This window comes from Rhodomicrobium sp. R_RK_3 (assembly GCF_002198715.1).
Taxonomy (GTDB): Bacteria; Pseudomonadota; Alphaproteobacteria; order Rhizobiales; family Rhodomicrobiaceae; genus R-RK-3.
In genome coordinates this window covers 1-18,649 of the sequence record NZ_MWLK01000016.1, presented here as the reverse complement: position 1 = coordinate 18,649, position 18,649 = coordinate 1, and the positions used below count along the sequence as shown (strand labels likewise).

The window sequence follows — 18,649 nt, the reverse complement described above, 5'->3', positions numbered from 1 at the left end:
AGTGCAAACGAGGGTTTCATGATCAAAACCGCTATCGCGGCCGCCGTCGTGGCTATGTTCGCTTCGACCGCAGCGCATTCAGCCACGGACTGCCTCGCCAAATACGACGATTTCTGGGAGAAGATGCGCCAGTTCGGCGCGGCCAAGCCGTCGCCCGAAGCGGTCGTCGACGCCAACCGCAAGGGCCTGCGCGCTTTCGATGCGTGCCAGTCCGGCGACGAGGCTTCCGATTTTGCCCATTTCTGGGAAAACATGCAGCTCTACGGCGGCTCCAAACCCGACGATGCCAAGAAGTTTTGGGAAAATATCCAGAAGGCCGGCGCGAAATAGCGCCTCCTAACGCGAGATCGCCGCTAATTCGGTCTCGCGTTCATCCAGCAGCCCGGGGTTTGTAACCGCGATGCGGTTACGACACGCGCGTAGCGCGCCCCGGCTATCCCCGTGCCGACAGAACGCCAGCAACGGCGCTTCCTGAGGCGAATCTCAAAAATGAGGGTGACATGATCAAAACTGCTTTTGCGGTTGCCATTATCGCTGTGGCCGCTTCGACCTGCGCACATGCGGCGTCCACGGACTGCATTTCGAAATACGATGATTTCTGGGAGAAGATGCGCCAGTACGGCAATGCCAAGCCGTCGGCCGAAGCGGTCGTGGAAGCCAATCGCCGCGGTCTGCGGGCTTTCGATGCCTGCCAGGCGGGAGACGAGACGAATTTCAGCCAGTTCTGGGACAACATGAAGCGTTACGGCAACAACAAGCAGGACGACGCCAACCAATTCTGGAAGGACATTCTGGAAGGCAAGAAATAGCCTTGCCCAGCGCGGGACGGCCGCATCGCTGCCTGGCCGTCCCGCAGCTTATCATCGCGCCAGCATCGGGTAGGTGAACAGGCCGAAATGCATCAGGTTCAGGCCGAAATGGGCGATGACCGCCGCTTGCAGGCCGCCATAGCGATAGGCGAAGCCGTTGCCCAGACCCGCCAGGCCCGCAAGCGCGATTAGCTGCCAGCCGCCCGCGTGATGGGCCGCGCCGAACAGAATTGCCGCTCCGACGATCGCCGCGATCGGGCCGAGACGGGCCTTCCCAAGCAGCCGGCCGAGACGATCCTGGACGTAGCCCTGGAACAGCGCCGTCTCGGCCATGCTGACCAGCAGCAGATTGTTCAGGACCCACAGCCATCCCCATTCGGGCCATTTCGGCGCCCAGCCGACGAAACCGATCAGCAAGGCAGCGCCGAGGCACGCGGCGGTCGTCGCCGCCATGGCAACGAGACCGGCCGAGAGCCAGACGCGCGGCGGCTTTGCGAGCGACAGATACGGCCATGCGAGCAACAGCCAATAGCCGATCAGCGGTTTGTCCAGATTGAGATACATGTTGAACGGTGCGGCATCCGGCGTCAGCCGCTGCGGTTCGACGACTTGCGGGTTATGGAAGCCGGGCAGCCAGTGCATGAACAGCCCGACCGCCAGCAGCGGGAAGAGGACATAGGCCGATAGCGCGAAAGCCCATCTGCTTTGCGTGCTGGCCGCATAGGCCGCGACCGCCAAGAGCAGAATCGGCGCGCAGGCAAAGAGATCGAGCTGGCCGTTCCAAAAGGCGAGTCCGTAGCCGCAGGCGAGGGCCCCCAGGGCCGGCCATCGCAATGCGGGAAACCACAGGAGCAGCGCTCCCGTGAAAATGCAGGTCCATTGCAGCGCGTTCAAAGCTGTCCCTTACCGATAATGGATAGTTGGAAGTCTTCGTTTTTTCGGCGGATGCCCATCCGCCCTTCGGGGGACGCCATATAGGACGGCCGATGCTACAGCATTATTTCAATCGATCGCCGGCTCCGGCACATCCCATCCGCCGCGCCGGTTACGCCTGCAACGCGATTGTGCAGGCCCCGCAATGCGCCCGTAGCGTGCCCGAGCTAGGGTTTCGCGCCATCGGTGCCCCCAAGACGGAGAACAAACATGGAGACGACAAGGCTGAAAGCGCGCTCCGGCACCCCGATCGGCCAGGAGCCGGTCGACGCCTTCCGGGCGGAATTCAAGGGCCAGCTCATTCTGCCGGGCGATGCCGCCTACGACACCGCGCGCCGGATCTGGAACGCCAGCATCGACAAGCGCCCCGGCCTGATCGCGCGCTGCTCGGGCGCAGCCGATGTCGTCGCCGCCGTAAAATTCGCCCGCGCCAACGACCTGCTCGTGGCGGTGCGGGGCGGCGGCCATAATGTCGGCGGCCGCGCCACCTGCGACGACGGCATCGTCATCGATCTCTCGGCCATGAAGGGCATCATCGTCGATCCCCGGAGCCGCACCGTCCAGGCGCAGGCCGGCGCCACCCTGGCCGAACTCGACCGCGAGACGCATCTCTACGGGCTCGCGGTTCCGGCCGGCACCATGTCCAAGACCGGCATTGCCGGGCTTACGCTCGGCGGCGGCGTCGGCTGGCTGGTGCGCAAATACGGCCTGAGCTGCGACAATGTCCTCTCTTTCGAAGTCGTCACCGCCGAGGGCAAGCTCGTCACCGCCAGCCCCACGGCGAACGAGGATCTCTATTGGGGCCTGCGCGGCGGCGGCGGCAATTTCGGCATCGTCACCTCCTTCCATTACCGCGCCCATCCGGTCTCAACCGTGCTCGGCGGCCTCATCATCTACCCGCGCGATCAATCGGCGGCGGTCGTGCGCAACTACCGCGAGTTCATGAAGACGGCGCCGGAAGAGCTCACCGCCTATGCCGGGTTCATCACCACGCCGGATGGAATGCCGGCGGTGGGGGTGGTGCTCTGCTGGTGCGGCGATCTCGCGGAGGGCGAGCGCGTTGTGAAGCCGCTGCGGTCGTTCGGATCGCCGGCAATGGATGCCGTGCAGCCGATGCCGTTCCCGGTCATGCAGACGCTGCTCGACGGCGCGTTTCCCGACGGCAGCCGCAATTATTGGAAGACGGCGTTCCTGAAGCAATTGAGCGATGAAGCCATCGACACGCTGATCGACCGCGTCAATCGTGCGAAATCGCCAATGACCGGCGTCGTCATCGAATTCTATGGCGGCGCGCCGGGCCGCATCGGGGCAGGCGACACGGCCTATGCGCAGCGGGGGCAGGAGTACAATATCATCATCGCCGCACAATGGGCTGACCCGGCCGAAAGCGAGCTGCACACCGCCTGGGCGCGCGACACGTTCGATGCGATGCAGCCATTTTCAAGCGGCGGCTATCTCCTGAACATGATGGGCGAGGAAAAGCCGGAGGCGATCCGGCAGGCCTTTGGCGGCAATTACGGGCGGCTCGTCGAGCTCAAGGCGAAATACGACCCGACAAATTTCTTCAGTCTCAACCAGAACGTAGCGCCTCCACGCTAGTTTCACTAGCATGGCCGCGCGTTGGACAACGACCAGGCATGACCCTATGAGAGCGAAGAGGATCGCGGCGGCCGCCGCTTTGTGGCTGCCCGCCGTGTCATCCGGGACGGCCCTGGCGGGGCAATCCGCCGCGTCCGGCTGGCCGGACAGTTTCTACGGACGGCTGGAGGCCCTGGCCCTGATCCAGACGCTGAACGGCGAGCTGCTCGCCAGCCGCAGCGCCACGCTGACGCTCGAGAAATGGTGCGCCGACCATAAGCTCGCCCCCGAGCCGAAAATCCTCGCCAAGCTGATCCGGGGCGCGGAGAAGCCCGCCTCGGCCGAGACGCGGGAACGGCTGCAGGTCAGCACGGCGGAGCCGGTGAAGCATCGCTACGTGCAGCTCACCTGCGGTCCGCTGGTGCTGTCCGAGGCCGATAATTGGTACGTGCCGAGCCGCCTGACGCCCGAGATGAACCAGCTCTTGGAGACCACCGATACGCCCTTCGGCAAAGCGGTGCAGGGGCTCGGCTTCTACCGCCAGACATTTTCCGCGAAAGTGCTGTGGTCGCCGCTGCCGGAGGGCTGGGAATCGGGCGCGGGCGACCGCTCCGATGATGCCAAGGGACAGCTCGCCATCCCCGACCACCTGCTGGAGCACCGCGCGGTGCTCTATACGCGGGAGCAGAAGCCGTTCTCCGAGGTGGATGAGGTCTATGCGGACGACCTGCTCGCCTTTCCGCCTCCGAACGACGCCAAGCCGTAAACCCGGCAGGGCGGCCCGTCGCCCGCGCCGCCCTGCCGTTTCGACACCCTCGCGTCAGCGCCGGGTGATGACCACCTCCAGATAGGCGCTGGGCACGACCATGGTCCTGTCCTCCGAACGGTTGAACCGATGGATCAGCGCTCTCAGATCATTTTCGAGCGCCATTTGGGCATCGGGCTCCAAAGCGCCGAACGCCTTGTGGACTGGCCCGTAATAGGTCCGGAAGATCTCCAGCCAGTGATCGGGCGAGCGGTAGCGGAACACGAATTCGCGCTCCTTCGCCACGATATCCGCCGCGAACGGCCCGAACATGTCGCCGATCCGCTCCGGGGTGCCCCAGAGCGCGGGCGATTTCGTGCCGGCGGGCGGCGGGAGGTGCTTGCCGATGGTCTTGAAGAGCTGGCCGATAAAACCGTCCGGCGTCCAGTTGGCAAGGCCGATCTTGCCGCCATTCTTGCAGACGCGGGCAAGTTCGCTCGCTGCGCGCTCCTGGTCGGGCGTGAACATCACGCCGAAGGTCGAGACAACGGCGTCGAAGCCGCCATCGGGGAAGGGCAGGGCCTCGGCATCGGCCTCGCGGAAGCTCATGTTCAGCCGGTCGGCGGCGGCGCGCTCGCGGGCGCGCTCGAGCAGCGCGGGCACGTAATCGGTGGCGGTGACGATGCACCAGCGCCGGGCGGCGGCCAGCGAGACATTGCCATTGCCGGCGGCAACGTCCAGCACATGCTGGCCCGAGCGCAAATCCATCGCCTCGCACAGCGTCTCGCCGACGATCTGCAAGGTGGTCCCGACGACGGCGTAATCGCCCGACGACCACGCGGCTTGCTGGCGGGCCTTGACCGCGTTAAGATTCGGCTGGCCGGTTAGCGGGGTCTGGCGCATCGCTTCAGCGGATGTGTTCATGGTTTTTCTCCGTTCTGGCGTTCATTATTGCGGCGCAAAAGCATTTTCGGCGCCATCGGCGCGCGGTTGCCTTCAAATCCCAGCGTAGCGGCGGCGCATGTAAGCGAGCGTGGTGGCCGGCGTGGAAACGCCCGTGGAAATCGATCGGTTTGAGCGCATGCGCGGCGCGGCTTTGCAAATTCAGATGCTCGGACGGCTGACGGTCACGCGCGGCGGCGTGGCGGTGGCGTTGCCGGCGTCGCGCAAGGCGCGGGCGCTGGTCGGCTATCTGGCGCTCGCCCCGCAAGCCGTCTCGCGCAGCCAGCTTTGCGAATTGCTCTGGGACGTTCCGAACGATCCACGCGGCGAGCTGCGCTGGTGCCTCAGCAAGCTCAGGGGCATTCTCGATACGCCCGGCCGCAAGCGGGTGGAGACGTCGGGCGATACGGTGCGGCTCGATCTGGGCGATTGCAGCGTCGATGCCGCCGAGATCGGCCGGGCCGTGCAGGAGGGGTTGGAGACAGTGCCGCGCGAGCGGTTGCGGGCGCTGTCCGCCGCCTTCACCGGCGAGTTCCTGGAAGGGCTGGAGACCGGCCGCAACCCGAATTTCGGCGCCTGGCTCGCGGCGCAGCGGCGCAAGTTTCGCGGGCTCCACGCGGCTTTGCTGGAGCAATTGACCAAAACGGCGGCGGCCGATGAGGCGCGCGACGATCTGGAGCGCTGGCTGGCGCTCTCGCCCTTCGATCTGCGGGTGCATGAATTGCTGTTGCAGGCTTTCGCCCGGCAAGGCCAGGTCCGCGAGGGCGAGGAGCATCTGGCGGCGACGGCGCGGCTGTTCCAGGCCGAGGACATCGATCCGGCGCCGCTGCGCGCCATCTGGCTGGCGGCCAGGGGGCAGCCCGACCCGGTGCCTCGCGTCACGCTCACGGCCCCATCCTCCGGTCCTCCGCCCGGCGAAGCGGCGGGCCGCCGCGCGTCGATCGCGGTGATGCCATTCGTCGAGCGCGGGCCGGAACATGCCGCGCATGGCGGGCCGGGCGGCGGCTTCGCGCATGACCTCATCACCCGTCTCGCCAAGCTGCGCAGCCTGTTCGTCATCGCGCAGGGCAGCGTCTTCGCCCTCAGCGAGCGCGCCATCGGGCCGCAGGAGGCCGGGCGGATGCTGAATGTCGATTATGTCGTCGGCGGTTCGCTACGCTGCCAGGGCGGCCGCATTACGGTGACGGTCGACCTGTACGAAGCGCGCACCGGCCGCACCCTCTGGGCGGAGGTCTACAACCACCAGCTCGGCGACGCCTTCTTCGTACTCGACGAAATCGGCAGCCGCATCGTCGCCTCGGTCGCCAGCGAGATCGAGAGCAACGAGCGCAACCGCGCCGTCCTGAAGCCGCCGAATTCGCTGGATGCCTGGGAGGCGCATCATCGCGGCCTCTGGCATATGTACCGCTTCAATAAGGTCGACAACGAGCGGGCCGCGCATTTCTTCGAGACCGCCATCCGGCTCGACCCGACCTTCGCGCGGGCGCATGCCTTCCTCTCCTTCACCCATTTCCAGAACGTGTTCCAGGGCTGGGCGCCGCGCGCGGCCGAGATCGAGCGCGCCTTCGAGGCCGCCGGGCAAAGCCTGATGGCCGACGACCGCGATCCGGCCGCGCATTGGTCGATGGGCCGCGCGCTCTGGCTGCGCGGCGCGCAGGATTCCGCGCTCGGCGAATTGCAGCAGGCCGTTGATCTCAGCCCGAATTTCGCGCTCGGCCATTACGCGCTCGCCTTCGTCCATTCGCAGAGCGGCGACGCGCAGGCGGCCGTCGCCTCCTCCGATCAGTCACGGGATCTCAGCCCGTTCGACCCGCTGCTGTTCGCAATGCTCGGTGCCCGCGCCATGGCGCTGGTGCGGCTCGGGCAGTTCGAGGAAGCCGCCGAATGGGGCCTCAAGGCCGCCGCCCGCCCGAACGCGCATGCGCATATCCTGGCGATCTCCGCCTATTCCCTGGCGCTGGCCGGCCGGGTCGACGAGGCGCGCGCGCAGATGGCCGCGATCCACAAGCAATTGCCGGACTACCGCATCGAAGATTTCCTGACCGCGATGCAATTTTCGCCGGAGGGGACTGCGCTGTTCCGGGAAGGCGCAAAGCGCATCGGCCTCCGCTGATCGCCCGCGCCATTCCAGCCGCCGGCAAAGCAAGATGAAGCTGGCCGGCTAAGTCGTTTCAGCAAATCCATAAATCATCCCTGGCATTCGGCCGGTTCTCAGCGCCGGGAAAACTTCCTATTGTTTATGTATAAAAATCGCGGAAACTTATCGAGTGATAATCATTCCTTCCGGAGCGGCCCGCAAGGGCGCGGCTTACGGCGGGAGAAAAATCAATAAGCTAGGGAGACGCGCAACATGTTGAGATCGAGGACCGCCGATTTCGGCGCATCCGCCGCCATCTGCGCCGCCGCGCTGATGCTGGCGGCACCGTCCGCCAAGGCCATCGACGACCCCAAAGGCCCGCCCGCCGTGACCAACCCGGCCCCGGCCACCGGCCCGCTGGTCGGCAGACCGGAGACCTCGGGCGCGCAGGCCCTCGCCCCCGTCGCCTCGCCCGCGCTCGTCACGCCCGCCGACAAGCTGCCCATCGACAAGATCAAGCTGCCGGACGGTTTCAAGATCGAAGTCTTCGCCAGCGGCATCAAGGACGCCCGCACCATCCGCATCGGCGACAAGGGCACCGTCTTCGTCAGCAACTGGCAGGGCAACAAGATCTGGGCAATCACCGAGAAGGACGGCAAGCGTACCGCCAAGGCGATCTATGAAGGCCTCGACTGGCCGAACGGCATCGCCCTGCATAACGGCACGCTTTATGTCGCCGAGCACACCAAGATCTCCAAGGCGGAGAATATCGAAGCCAGCCTCGACAGCCCGCCGAAACTCGTCACCATCTACGACAAGCTGGGCGAGCCGCGTCCGCATGGCTGGCGCTTCCTCGGCGTCGGACCGGACGAGAAGCTCTATGTCTCGAACAGCGCGCCTTGCAACATCTGCATGCCCGATCCGGGGTTCGGCGAGATCCGCAAGATGAATCTCGACGGCAGCGGCGTCGAGGTGGTGCTGCGCGGCATGCGCAACACGGTCGGCTTCGACTGGAACCCGAAGACCAAAGAACTCTATTTCACCGACAATAATCGCGACTGGTTCTCGGAGGATCTGCCCAATTGCGAGCTGAACCGGGTGTCCAATCCGGGCAAGGAGCATTTCGGCTTCCCCTATTGCCATCAGGGCGACATCGCCGATCCCGAATTCGGCTGGGGTTATAGCTGCAAGGATTTCACCCCGCCGATCGCCAAGCTCGGGCCGCACGCCGCCCCGCTCGGCATGCGCTTCTACAATGCGACCGCCTTCCCGGACAAATATCAGGGCGCCATTTTCATCGCGCGCCATGGTCCGTGGAACCGCACCATCAAATATGGCGGCGACATCCTCGCGGTCTATCTGGACGACAAGGGCAATTTCAAGGGCATGGAGCCGTTCATGGAAGGTCTCGTCCAGGACAATAAATATATCGGCCGCCCGGTCGACGTGGCCGTCATGAAGGACGGCTCGCTGCTGGTCTCCGACGATTGGAACGGCGCGGTCTACCGCGTCAGCTATGCCAAGTGATCGGCGCGGCCGGCGAGGCCGCTGAACGAGGACGAATGGCGGGCGAGGACGGAAGCGTTCTCGCCGCCAGCATGTTTTCCCGACCCGCCCGATACCGGAGTTCTGTCTTGCGCATCGCTGCCGCCGCCGCATTCTTGTTGTTCACGCCCGGCGCGGCGCTCGCCCAGGGGCTGTTCGCCGAGCGCCTGCCTGCCTGCATCGCCTGCCACGGCGAAAACGGCGTCTCGCCGACCGAGGAGACGCCTTCCCTCGGCGGTATTCCCGAATATTACGCACTCCTGCAACTGGTTGAGTTCCGCGACGGCAATCGCAAGTCCGACATCATGCGCGAGATCGTCAAGGGCATGAGCGATGACGATCTGCGGGCGGCGGCGGCCTTTGTCGCCCAGCAGCCGCGTCCGCCAGCGCCGGAGGCCGGCGATCCGGACAAGATGCAGCGCGGCGCCGCCATCGCCGCGAAGAACCGCTGCGTGCAATGCCACGGCCCGCAGCTACTCGGCGGTGATCAGATGCCGCCGCTTCGGCACCAGCGCGAGGATTATCTGCTGAAGGCACTCAGCGACTACAAGGCCGAGCGCCGCCTCGGCGAGCGTGCCGCCATGGTCGAGATCGTGGCGCCGCTCGGCGGCGAAGACCTCGCCGCCCTGGCGCATTATCTCGCGCATCTCGCCGATTAGAAAAAACACACCAAGCCTTGCCGCAGCCCAACCCTCTCCAAGGGGAGAGGGTGGCGCGCGCAAGCGTGCCGGGTGAGGGGTTGCTGTCTCATGGCTGACTCACGACCCCCTCACCCCCGCCCTCTCCCAAGGGAGAGGGAGTCCGGCTGTGGGGGCGTTGAGCGCTGTGCTCATATCCGTGTGCCGTTTTACCCTGATCCCGCCTTAGGCGGCGATCAGGCCGCCGTCGGCGTTGTCGGCGTCGGCGATGCCGGCGTGGCGGTCGCCACGGGGTGGTCGTCGCCGCCCTTATGCGCCTGCAAGGCCATGGCGATCATCGCCGTGCCGCCAAAGATCATGTTGATGCCGACCAGGAGGCCGAGCGCCCAGGCGGCTGTACCCGGCAGGCCGGCAAGGATCAGGCCGGCGAGGATCAGGTCGACGATGCCGCTCGCCAGCATCCAGCCCCAGCGCTCCGACAATTCGCGACGATGCTCGAGCGCGTACATGATGGTGACGACGCCTTCGAAGATGAAGAACACGATCAGCACCAGGGTCAGCGAGAATACGCCGCTGACCGGCCACCACAGCAGCAATATGCCGGCGAGGATCGAGATGGCGGCGGAGACCAGCGACCAGAAAAAGCCCGGCCCCTTCCACATGTAAAGCGTCGTGACCAGGCCGACGATGCCGCTGATCAGAAACAGCCAGCCGAGGAAAATGGTGATCGCCAGCGTCGCCAGCGGGGGAACGAAGATCGCCGCCGCGCCCAGGATCAGCAGGATGATGCCTTCGGCGAGATAGAGCTTCCAATGCCGTCGCACGGATGCCGCAACGACGCGCCGGAGCTTTTCGGCATCGGTTTCGCTTATCGACATTACAGGCCTCCCTTGATGAGTGCTGCGCGGGCAATGCGCGGTCGTCCGGCCGGGTCGGACGATCCGGAGCGAGCGGATGATACCGCGTTAGGGTAATCATTGCGTGAACGCGCGGGAAGCCGGGCCGCTTAGGGTGATGCGGATGTTATTTTCGGACGGATTGCAGGATGAGGTTCGCCACATGGCTGCGGCGGTCCTCGATTTCGGCCTCGCTCTGCAGGTCGCGGCTGAGGATCACCGAGAGCGTGAAGATGTTGGAGAAGTAGAAATAGGACAGTCCCGCGATGGAGATCCAGAGCTGGGCGGGGTCGATGCCCTTGCGGAACAGGCCCGCCGCGACGCCCCGGTCGAGGATGGTCTGGATCATGCCGATCAGCGGCGAGTGCATTTCGCGGACGCGGGCGGATTCCTTCAGGTGGCGCGCCTGATGCAGATTTTCGCTGTTCAGCAGGTTGATGAAGGTGCGGTCGCCGACAAAACTGTCGAAGGTGAAGGTGACGAGCGCGCGCATCGCCGCCTCCGGCGCCAGTTTTTCGAGGTCGAGGCGGAGTTCGGCGGTGCGGGCACGTTCGTAGGCGGCCTCGAGCACGGCGAGCCAGAGGCGGCGCTTGCTGCCGAAATAATAATAGATCATGCGCCGGTTGGCGCCCGAGCGCGAGGCGATGGCGTCAATGCCTGCTCCGGCAAAGCCGCGCGCGGCGAATTCGGTGGTGGCGGCGGCGAGAATGCTGGCCTTGGTGCGCTCGGGATCGCGCGAGCGGAAGGCGCGCACCGGCTCCTTGCGCGCCTTGGCCGAGGCCGATTTGGCGCGGGCGCGGCGGGGCGGCTCCGCAGCCTCGGCAATTTTGGTGACGCCTCGCTTATCCATCGCCATCCCGGTCCTCAAGCCGATTCGTTCGTGACCTTATACCCGGCGGAACGAATCTGGGCCTTTTACTCGCCGTGATCGTTGGGGGGTGGTTCCCTCTCCCATGGGGGAGGGACAGGGTGAGGGGGTAATGCCTATAGATAGTTTGTAACCCCTCACCCCCCGCCCTCTCCCAATGGGAGAGGGAGCCGGTCCGTCGCGCATCGAGTGCCGAGCCTGCGGCGGTGGGAGGCCATCGTGTCACACCACCGAGCGGTAGCGCGCGATACAGGTTTCCAACACCTGATTCATCGGCTGACCCCACCAATCCTCGGAAAAAATCTCCACTTCGACGAAGCCCTGATAGCCGGCGGCCTCGACTTCGCTCCTGATCTGCCGGAGAGCAATCACGCCGTCGCCCATCATGCCGCGGTCGTTGAGGAGATCGCGCGTCGGCACCAGCCAGTCGCAGACATGGTAGGCGAGCAGGCGGTCGGCGCCGGCGCGGGCGATCTGGGCGGACAGCTCCGGGTCCCACCAGACGTGGTAGACGTCGAGCGCGATGCCAAGGCCGCCCCGGCGATCCGGGTCCAGGCGGTCGCAGAGATCGAGCGCATGGGCAAGGGTGTTCACGCAGGCGCGGTCGGCGGCATAGACAGGGTGCAGCGGCTCGATGGCGAGCGGCATTTGCGCCCCGCGCGCATAGTCGAGCAGCGCGCCGATGCCGTCCTCGACCATGGCGCGCGCGGCGGCGATGTCGCGCGAGGGGCGCGAGCCGGGCCGCGAGAATTGCGGCAGGCCGCCGACCACGAGCACGAGGCACGGCGCACCGAGGGTCACCGCCTCATCGAGGGCGCGGCGGTTGTCGTCCCGCGCCTCGGCGAGGCGTTCCGGGTCCGCCGAAAACATGCCGCCCCGGCAATAGCCCGACAGCGCCAGCCCGGCATCCTTCACCGCCCGCGCGGCGCGATCGAGCCCGACCGCCGCGACCTGATCGCGCCAGGGCGAGATGGCCGGGATCTCGGCTCTGGCGCAGGCATCGATAATGCCGACGAGATCGGCCTGCTTGCGCAAGGTCGCCGTGTTGATCGACAGGAAGCGGTGGTCGCCGGAGAACTCGCGCAATGGACGCTCCTTCACGCGTCGATCCCGCGCGCGGAGAGCACGGTCCGCATCCGCATCGCGGCGCGTTCGGGGTCGCGCAGCAGGCCAGCCGCGTCAGCGAGGCGGAAGAGTTCGGCAAGGTGCAGGGTCGAGCGCGCGCTTTCCTGGCCGCCGACCATGGTGAAATGGTCCTGATGGCCGTTGAGATAGGCCATGAAAACGATGCCGGTCTTGTAGAAGCGGGTCGGCGCGCGGAAGATGTGGCGCGAAAGCGGCACCGTCGGCGCGAGGATGTCGTGAAAGGTGGCCTCATCGCCTTTGGCCAGGGCAACCAGCGCGGCGGAGGCGGCCGGAGCGATCGCATCGAAAATACCGAGCAGCGCATCGGAATGGCCCTCGGCATCGCCCGCGATCAGCTCGGCGTAATTGAAATCGTCGCCCGTATACATGCGGACGCCGGGCGCCAGACGCCGCCGCATGGCGATCTCCTTGTCCTTGTCGAGCAGGGAGATTTTGACCCCGTCCACCTTCGCGGCATGGGCATTGATGATCGCGACGGCGGTGTCCATGGCCGCATCGAGATCGGCGCTGCCCCAATAGCCCGCCAGCGCCGGATCGAACATATCGCCGAGCCAGTGGATGATCGCGGGCTCGCGCATCTGGCCGAGCACGCGGTCATAGACGGCGGCGTAATCATCGGGCGAGCGGGCGACCCTGGCCAGCGCGCGCGAGGCCATCAGGATGATCCGCCCGTCGACGGCCTCGATGGCCGCGATCTGCTCCTCGTAGGCGCGAATGACATCGTCGAGCGTCTTGGCGGCTTCCGGCGCGAGGTGATCCGTTCCCGCGCCGCTGAACACCAGCGCCCCGCCGCGCGCCTTCGCCGCCGCGACCGATCGCTGGATGAGTTCGAGCGAGGTCGGCCAATCCAGGCCCATGCCGCGCTGGGCGGTGTCCATCGCCTCGGCAACGCCCAGACCGAGATCCCAGAGCCGCTCGCGATAGGCAATCGTCGCCTCCCAGTCGATGGCCGCGCTCAGCCAGGGCTCGGCATCGGCCATTGGATCGGAGACGACATGCGCGGCGGAAAAGCCGATGCGGTTCATGGCGGCATCGGTCTTTTCGGGGAAATCGCGCGGCGCGGAGAGGTGGAAGCTCTCGATGCTGCGGTCGGCGCGTGGAAGCCGGATGTTCGTCATTGGCTGCCCTCGAGATCGAGCGACGGCACGTCGATCCAGCGCCGCTCGCGCCAGCTTTGCAGCGCGCATTCGACGAGTTGCACGCCCTTCGCCCCTTCACGCAGCGTGAACTTATACGGCGCGTCCTCCGCGACATGCCGGATGAACATCTCCCATTGCGTCTTGAAACCGTTCTCGGTGCCGAGATTGTCGGGCACCTGCTGCCAGCTCTCGTAGAAGTCGATGGTCTGGCGCTGGTCGGGGTTCCAGACCGGGCGCGGCGTGCCGACCCTCGGCTGCATGACGCAATCGGTCAGCCCGGCGACCGCCGAGCCATGCGTGCCATCGACCTGGAAGGTCACGAGGTCGTCGCGGTGGACGCGCGTCGCCCAGGACATGTTGATATGGGCGATGACGCCGCCTTCGAGCTGGAAGGTGGCATAGGCGGCATCGTCGGCGGTGGCGGCATAGGGCTTGCCCGCCTCATCGACGCGCTCGGGGATATGGGTCGCGCCGAGGCAGGAGACCGATCGCACCGCGCCGAAGAGATTGTCGAGCACATAGCGCCAGTGGCAGACCATGTCGAGGATGATGCCGCCGCCATCCTCGGAGCGGTAGTTCCAGGACGGGCGCTGGGCGGGCTGGCCCCAGTCGCCTTCAAAAACCCAATAGCCGAATTCGCCGCGCACCGCGAGCATCCGGCCGAAAAAGCCGCTGTCGCGCAAGAGCTTGAGCTTTTGTAGGCCGGGCAGGAACAGCTTGTCCTGCACGACGCCGTTCTTGATGCCGCGCCCCTCGGCCTGCCGGCAGATTTTTAGCGCCTCGGCGAGATTGGTCGCGATGGGCTTTTCGCAATAGACATGCTTGCCCGCGTCGATGGCCCGCTCCAGCAGGGTCGGGCGCAGTTGCGTGGTCGCGGCGTCGAAGAAGATTTCGTCTGCCGGGTTGGCGATGGCGGCGTCGAGATCGGTGGTCCAGCGCGCGATGCCATGCGCCTTGGCAAGCGCTTCGATCTTCTCAGCATTGCGGCCGACCAGGATCGGGTCGAGCTGCACCCGCGAGCCGTCCGACAAGGCGACGCCGCCGGCCGCGCGGATCGCGGCGACAGAGCGGATCAGATGCTGGTTGGTGCCCATGCGCCCGGTGACGCCGTTCATGATGATGCCGAGCGTGCGTTGGCTCATGCGGAAAACTCCTGCGATGCAATGTTGGGGGCGATGGCGGCGAGCGCCGCCCAGTCCGGCTCTGCGCCGCTGGCGAAGCCGGGCGTGGTAAGCAGCGACGCGGCCGGAAGCGTGCCGCTGCGGATGTCGAGCTTGCCGCGATGGTAGAGCGCCGGATGCGCGGCGGCGAAGGCCTCGGCTTCGTCAAGCGGCGCGGGGCCGAAGCCGTCGACATAATGGTGGCCGTTGCGCTCGACATGGGTGATGCCGAGGATCGCGGCGAGCGCGGTGTCCTGCTGCACGCTGAGCCCGGCCTGACAGGTCAGGTCCTCGCCGGTGAGGAAGAACCGCCCCGGCTGCCCGGCGCTGAGATTCCAGGCGCGGGCGCGGGCCGCGTTCAGCAGCGACTTGTACAGTCCCTTGCAGGATTTCGACGAGACGCCGCGATAGCCCAGCAGGGCCGCGCGCGGGAAGGCCGCGTAATCGCCGTCGGCCTCGTCGATGATGAGGGGGATGCCGATGCGTTCATCCAGTGGCGCGTCGAAGGTCGCGCGCCGGTCGAAGGGTTGCTCGATATAGAGCAGGCGGGCGCGCAGTGCGGCGAGCGCGGGGTCGGTCTCGAGGCTGTCCAGCAAGACGGCGAGCCGGTCGGGATCATATTGCTCGTTGGCGTCGAGGGTCGCGCGGAAATCCTGAGCGCTGGCGGCGAGAAGCGTGGTGACGGCGCGCAGCCGTTCCAGGTCCGCCGAGACATCGCCGCCGATCTTGATCTTGAAATGGCGCAGGCTCGTCGACCGGATATCCGCCGCGAGCCCGTGAGGACCATCCAGCTCGTCCAGCAGTCCGACCGTATGACGAATGGCGACGCTTGGCGACGGCTGCATGTCGAGCAGGAAGTCGTCGACATCCGTCCTGTCGAGGTCCGGCGTCAGCCGGGCGTCGAGGCCGGGCGCATTGCCGCAAAGCCCGTCCGCAAGACCGAGGCCGAGCGCCTTGAGCAGCGCGTCGAGCACCGCTTTATCCATCAGCGCCGGGCCGAAATTGGCGGTCAGCGTGGGCAAGCCCCGGCTCTCCGCCCATGCGCTTTGGCTCAGCAAAGTCTCGCAATGATGGCCGAAGGCCGTATCGGCCTCGGCCCGCGCGGCATAGGCCGCCGCTGCCCGCGCCACGCTCGCCCGCAGATCGCCGACCGTCTCATCCGGGCTCTTTGCCGGGTTCTTGTCGAACCATTTCGGCATCATCATCTCGGCCGCGACGCCCCGCGCGGCGCCGTGCCCCTCGACCTCGACCCCCACCCGCGCGAAAGCCTGCGGCGCGCGCGTCACCGTCACCGCGCCGAAGCGGAAGGGCCGGACGAACGGCATCATCCGCTCGAAGATCGCGATGTCGCGGATGGCGAGGCGAGGGGCGATCATCAGTCCAGCGCCCCATGCGCGAAGAAATGGTCGCGGATGCGCTGCGCCAGGGCGACGAAAACCGGATCGCCCATCATCTCGAAGCGGCGCGGCCTCGGCAGCCCGACATCGTAGATCGCCGCGATGGAGCCGGGCCGCTCCGACATCACCACCACCCGGTCGGCGAGGAACACCGCCTCGGGGATCGAGTGCGTGATGAGCAAAATCGTCTTGCCGGTGTCGTGGTGGATTTTCTGCAGTTCCAGATTCATCCGCTCGCGCGTCATGGCGTCGAGCGCGCCGAAGGGCTCGTCCATCAGCACGATCTTTGGGTCATGCACCAGGGCGCGGCAGATCGCCGTCCGCTGCTGCATGCCGCCGGAGAGCTGCCACGGATATTTGTTCTCGAAGCCTTCGAGGCCCGACGTCGCGATAAGCTGCTTCGCCCGCGCCAGATGGGTCGCCCGGTCGAGGCGGCGGACCTCGACCGGCATCATGATGTTGCGCAAAACCGTCCGCCAGGCGAGCAGCACCGGCGACTGGAAGACGATGCCGACATTGTCCGGCGGCTGGCTGACGGCCGCGCCGTCGATGCGGATTTCGCCGCCGCTCGCCGGGATCAGCCCCGCCATCAGCTTCAGCAGCGTCGATTTTCCGCAGCCGGACGGCCCCACCACCGCGACGAACTCGCCCTCGGCGATGTCGAGGTCGAGCGGGCGCAGTGACGGCACGTCGCCGTCGCGGGTCCGGTAGGTCTTGTGCAGGCTGCGGATTTCGATCAGCCGCCGCCGCGAGGCGGGCGCCTCGGCGGCGGGAACAACGCGGAGCTTGCTGGTCGGCATCGCCGGGTCCGGTCAGTTGGCGGGGAGGAAATCGCGGCTGTAGAAGGCCTTCGGGTCCTTCGCCGCCGAGGCATCGACGCCGCCATATTCGACGAGCAGCGCGACCGAATCGGCCATGGTCTGGTCGGTGACCTGGAAGGGCCGCTTGTCCTTGGTCTCGGCGGTGCGGTAGAGCGGGATGGTCAGCTCGAAGCCTTCCTGCAGCGTTTCCGGCTTCCCCGCCTTGGGCAGCGCCGCGAGCACCGCCTTGACCGCGCCGGCGGGATCTTTTTCCGCCGCCTCGACCGATTTCGTCGTCGCCGACATGAAGCGGCGGACGAGATCGGCGCTGTTCTTCAGCGTGTCCTTATGGGCGATGACGCCCGAGGAGACGAGATGGATGCCGGCATCGGCGAACATGATCGGATAGACCGATTTGCCGGTCGCGTCCTTGATCTTCATGCTCTGGTCCATGGAATAGCCGAGCAGCAGATCGGCCTGCCCGGAGATCACCGCGTTGAGCTTGGTCTGCGCATCGCCCGACAGGATCTGCATCTCGCTCTCCTTCAGGCCGATCTTCTTCAGGTAGAGCGGCCAGATCTGCGACATGCTATCGCCGGGCGTCGTGGCGACGGTCTTGCCCTTCAGATCTGCCGGCTTACGGATGTTCTTCTCGGCAAAGCCCATCACGGACATCGGGCTGGTCTGCAAGAGCACGCCCGGCGAGACGACCGGCGCGCCCTTGACGGCGGCGCGGATCATGGTCGGCACGTCGGCATAGCCGAACTGCACGGTCTTGGCCGCGACCGCCTGGATGGTGACGGCGGAGCCGCGCCCTTCCTGGATTTCCAGCTCGATACCCTCGGCCGCGTAGAGACCCTTCTGCTTGCCGTAGAAGAAGGGGGCGTGCTCGCCATAGACATACCAGTTCAGCATCAGCACCACCTTGTCGGCAGCCTGGACCGGGGCCGAAAAGGGCAGGGCGAGCGCGGCGGCGAAAAGCGCCGATTTCAGCAGGGTGCGGCGTTGCATATTTCCTCCTCCTCCAGATGCCGTCGGCCTCTTGGCGGGCGTCAGGCCGTGAATGCGGGATCGTGGCGCTGGCTCGCATGCCAGGGCACGACGAGGCGCTCGGTGAGATCGACGATCCAGAACAGGATGATGCCGATCAGCGCGAGTATGACGAGCGCGGCGAACATGGTCGGCAACTCGAAATTGCCGATCGAGCGCTGCAGCACGAAGCCGATGCCCGAATTGGCGCCGACGAATTCGCCCACCACCGCGCCGACCACGGCCAGCGTCACCGAAACCTTGAGGCCGGCGAAGATCGCGGGCAGGGCGTGCGGCAAGCTCACCATGGTGAAGGACTGCCAGCGCGAGGCGCGCATGGAGCGGGCAAGGTCCCGCATTTCCGGGTCGAGCGACTTGAAGCCCTGGACGCCGGAGACGACGACCGGGAAGAAGCCGAGCAGGAAGGCCGAGATGATTTTCGGCGCCATGCCGAAGCCGAACCACACGACGAAGAGCGGCGCGATGGCGACTTTCGGGATCGACTGGGAGAACACCAGCAGCGGGTAGAGATAGGATTCCACCGTGCGCGAGGAGGCGATCAGCATGGCGGTCGGGATGCCGAACAGCGCCGAGAGCAGGAAGCCGGCGACGGTCGCGATGGTGGTCGGCACCGCCTGGCGCAGCAGCTCGTCGCCTTCGAGCCAGAAGGTCAGCATCACGTCATAGGGTTTCGGCACCAGATAGGGCGGGATCCGGAAGAGGCGGACGGCGGCGTCCCACAGGACGATGGTCAGCAGCAGCAGCGCGAGCGGGCGCAGCCACGGAGTGTCGAGCCGCCGCGCGGCCGACCGGAGACGCGATTGCGCCATGGACGTTTCCCTGAGGCGGCGCTCTTTGGCGCCTTATGTAATTCACCGGTGAATTACATAGCGGGATGGCGGCGTTGTCAAGCCGGTGGGGCGGGAGGCTAAGGCGGGGAGGTTGGG

At 66.2% G+C, this 18,649-nt stretch carries 18 protein-coding genes; 7 read left to right on the top strand and 11 right to left on the bottom strand.

Features of this window, described 5'->3' with window-relative positions; translation table 11 throughout:
• Nucleotides 1–18: 18 nt before the first annotated feature.
• Together BLEFHOIH_RS08465 and BLEFHOIH_RS08460 are read left to right on the top strand one after the other, a co-directional pair.
• A complete protein-coding gene (locus BLEFHOIH_RS08465) occupies nucleotides 19–330 on the top strand; it encodes a hypothetical protein (RefSeq protein WP_088344370.1) in 312 nt (103 codons plus the stop codon).
• A gap of 170 nt (nucleotides 331–500) precedes the next feature.
• Nucleotides 501–809, top strand: coding sequence for a hypothetical protein (locus BLEFHOIH_RS08460; RefSeq protein ID WP_088344368.1), 309 nt, complete (start codon nucleotides 501–503; stop codon nucleotides 807–809).
• Nucleotides 810–860: 51 nt separating this feature from the next.
• Here BLEFHOIH_RS08460 and BLEFHOIH_RS08455 read toward each other — a convergent pair whose 3' ends face one another.
• The gene (locus BLEFHOIH_RS08455; RefSeq protein WP_088344365.1) at nucleotides 861–1,703 is read right to left on the bottom strand and encodes a CPBP family intramembrane glutamic endopeptidase; all 843 of its coding nucleotides are present in this window, start codon (nucleotides 1,701–1,703) and stop codon (nucleotides 861–863) included.
• Nucleotides 1,704–1,952: 249 nt separating this feature from the next.
• Here BLEFHOIH_RS08455 and BLEFHOIH_RS08450 point away from each other — a divergent pair, with 249 nt between their 5' ends.
• Entirely contained in the window at nucleotides 1,953–3,341 is a 1,389-nt protein-coding gene (locus BLEFHOIH_RS08450; protein ID WP_088344363.1) for an FAD-binding oxidoreductase, read from the top strand.
• 46 nt (nucleotides 3,342–3,387) lie between these two features.
• Complete coding sequence (locus BLEFHOIH_RS08445; protein ID WP_245296923.1) at nucleotides 3,388–4,086, top strand: hypothetical protein; 699 nt, start codon at nucleotides 3,388–3,390, stop codon at nucleotides 4,084–4,086.
• Between the two features lie 54 nt (nucleotides 4,087–4,140).
• Here the strand turns inward: BLEFHOIH_RS08445 and BLEFHOIH_RS08440 are convergent, their stop codons facing one another.
• Nucleotides 4,141–4,989, bottom strand: a complete 849-nt coding sequence (locus BLEFHOIH_RS08440; RefSeq protein ID WP_088344359.1) for a class I SAM-dependent methyltransferase — start codon at nucleotides 4,987–4,989, stop codon at nucleotides 4,141–4,143.
• A gap of 157 nt (nucleotides 4,990–5,146) precedes the next feature.
• On the opposite strand from BLEFHOIH_RS08440, the gene BLEFHOIH_RS08435 reads away from it, so the two are divergent.
• From BLEFHOIH_RS08435 to BLEFHOIH_RS08425, 3 genes are all read left to right on the top strand, one after another.
• Nucleotides 5,147–7,120 carry a transcriptional regulator gene (locus BLEFHOIH_RS08435; RefSeq protein ID WP_088344653.1) on the top strand — a complete coding sequence of 658 codons (1,974 nt, stop codon included), beginning with the start codon at nucleotides 5,147–5,149 and terminating at the stop codon, nucleotides 7,118–7,120.
• Nucleotides 7,121–7,357: 237 nt separating this feature from the next.
• Nucleotides 7,358–8,611 carry a PQQ-dependent sugar dehydrogenase gene (locus BLEFHOIH_RS08430; protein ID WP_245296922.1) on the top strand — a complete coding sequence of 418 codons (1,254 nt, stop codon included), beginning with the start codon at nucleotides 7,358–7,360 and terminating at the stop codon, nucleotides 8,609–8,611.
• Nucleotides 8,612–8,718: 107 nt separating this feature from the next.
• On the top strand, nucleotides 8,719–9,288 hold the full coding sequence (locus BLEFHOIH_RS08425; protein ID WP_088344357.1) for a c-type cytochrome: 570 nt from the start codon (nucleotides 8,719–8,721) through the stop codon (nucleotides 9,286–9,288).
• A 215-nt stretch (nucleotides 9,289–9,503) separates the two neighbouring features.
• Here the strand turns inward: BLEFHOIH_RS08425 and BLEFHOIH_RS08420 are convergent, their stop codons facing one another.
• The 9 genes from BLEFHOIH_RS08420 to BLEFHOIH_RS08380 all read right to left on the bottom strand — a co-directional run bounded on the left by BLEFHOIH_RS08420 (nucleotide 9,504) and on the right by BLEFHOIH_RS08380 (nucleotide 18,532).
• Nucleotides 9,504–10,145, bottom strand: coding sequence for an HdeD family acid-resistance protein (locus BLEFHOIH_RS08420; protein ID WP_088344355.1), 642 nt, complete (start codon nucleotides 10,143–10,145; stop codon nucleotides 9,504–9,506).
• 145 nt (nucleotides 10,146–10,290) lie between these two features.
• Nucleotides 10,291–11,019 (bottom strand): TetR/AcrR family transcriptional regulator, encoded by a 729-nt coding sequence (locus tag BLEFHOIH_RS08415; protein ID WP_245296921.1) that lies wholly within the window; start codon nucleotides 11,017–11,019, stop codon nucleotides 10,291–10,293.
• A gap of 234 nt (nucleotides 11,020–11,253) precedes the next feature.
• A complete protein-coding gene (locus BLEFHOIH_RS08410) occupies nucleotides 11,254–12,117 on the bottom strand; it encodes a sugar phosphate isomerase/epimerase family protein (RefSeq protein WP_088344353.1) in 864 nt (287 codons plus the stop codon).
• 11 nt (nucleotides 12,118–12,128) lie between these two features.
• A complete protein-coding gene (locus tag BLEFHOIH_RS08405; protein ID WP_088344351.1) occupies nucleotides 12,129–13,295 on the bottom strand; it encodes a dihydrodipicolinate synthase family protein in 1,167 nt (388 codons plus the stop codon).
• On the bottom strand, nucleotides 13,292–14,458 hold the full coding sequence (locus BLEFHOIH_RS08400) for a Gfo/Idh/MocA family oxidoreductase (protein ID WP_088344349.1): 1,167 nt from the start codon (nucleotides 14,456–14,458) through the stop codon (nucleotides 13,292–13,294). The genes BLEFHOIH_RS08405 and BLEFHOIH_RS08400 overlap by 4 nt, the downstream gene beginning before the upstream one ends.
• On the bottom strand, nucleotides 14,455–15,852 hold the full coding sequence (locus tag BLEFHOIH_RS08395) for an enolase C-terminal domain-like protein (RefSeq protein ID WP_170937061.1): 1,398 nt from the start codon (nucleotides 15,850–15,852) through the stop codon (nucleotides 14,455–14,457). The genes BLEFHOIH_RS08400 and BLEFHOIH_RS08395 overlap by 4 nt, the downstream gene beginning before the upstream one ends.
• Nucleotides 15,852–16,673 (bottom strand): ABC transporter ATP-binding protein, encoded by an 822-nt coding sequence (locus tag BLEFHOIH_RS08390; protein WP_088344347.1) that lies wholly within the window; start codon nucleotides 16,671–16,673, stop codon nucleotides 15,852–15,854. The genes BLEFHOIH_RS08395 and BLEFHOIH_RS08390 overlap by 1 nt, the downstream gene beginning before the upstream one ends.
• A gap of 12 nt (nucleotides 16,674–16,685) precedes the next feature.
• Nucleotides 16,686–17,684 carry an ABC transporter substrate-binding protein gene (locus BLEFHOIH_RS08385; RefSeq protein ID WP_088344345.1) on the bottom strand — a complete coding sequence of 333 codons (999 nt, stop codon included), beginning with the start codon at nucleotides 17,682–17,684 and terminating at the stop codon, nucleotides 16,686–16,688.
• Nucleotides 17,685–17,725: 41 nt separating this feature from the next.
• Nucleotides 17,726–18,532 carry an ABC transporter permease gene (locus BLEFHOIH_RS08380; protein WP_088344343.1) on the bottom strand — a complete coding sequence of 269 codons (807 nt, stop codon included), beginning with the start codon at nucleotides 18,530–18,532 and terminating at the stop codon, nucleotides 17,726–17,728.
• Nucleotides 18,533–18,649: the final 117 nt, after the last annotated feature.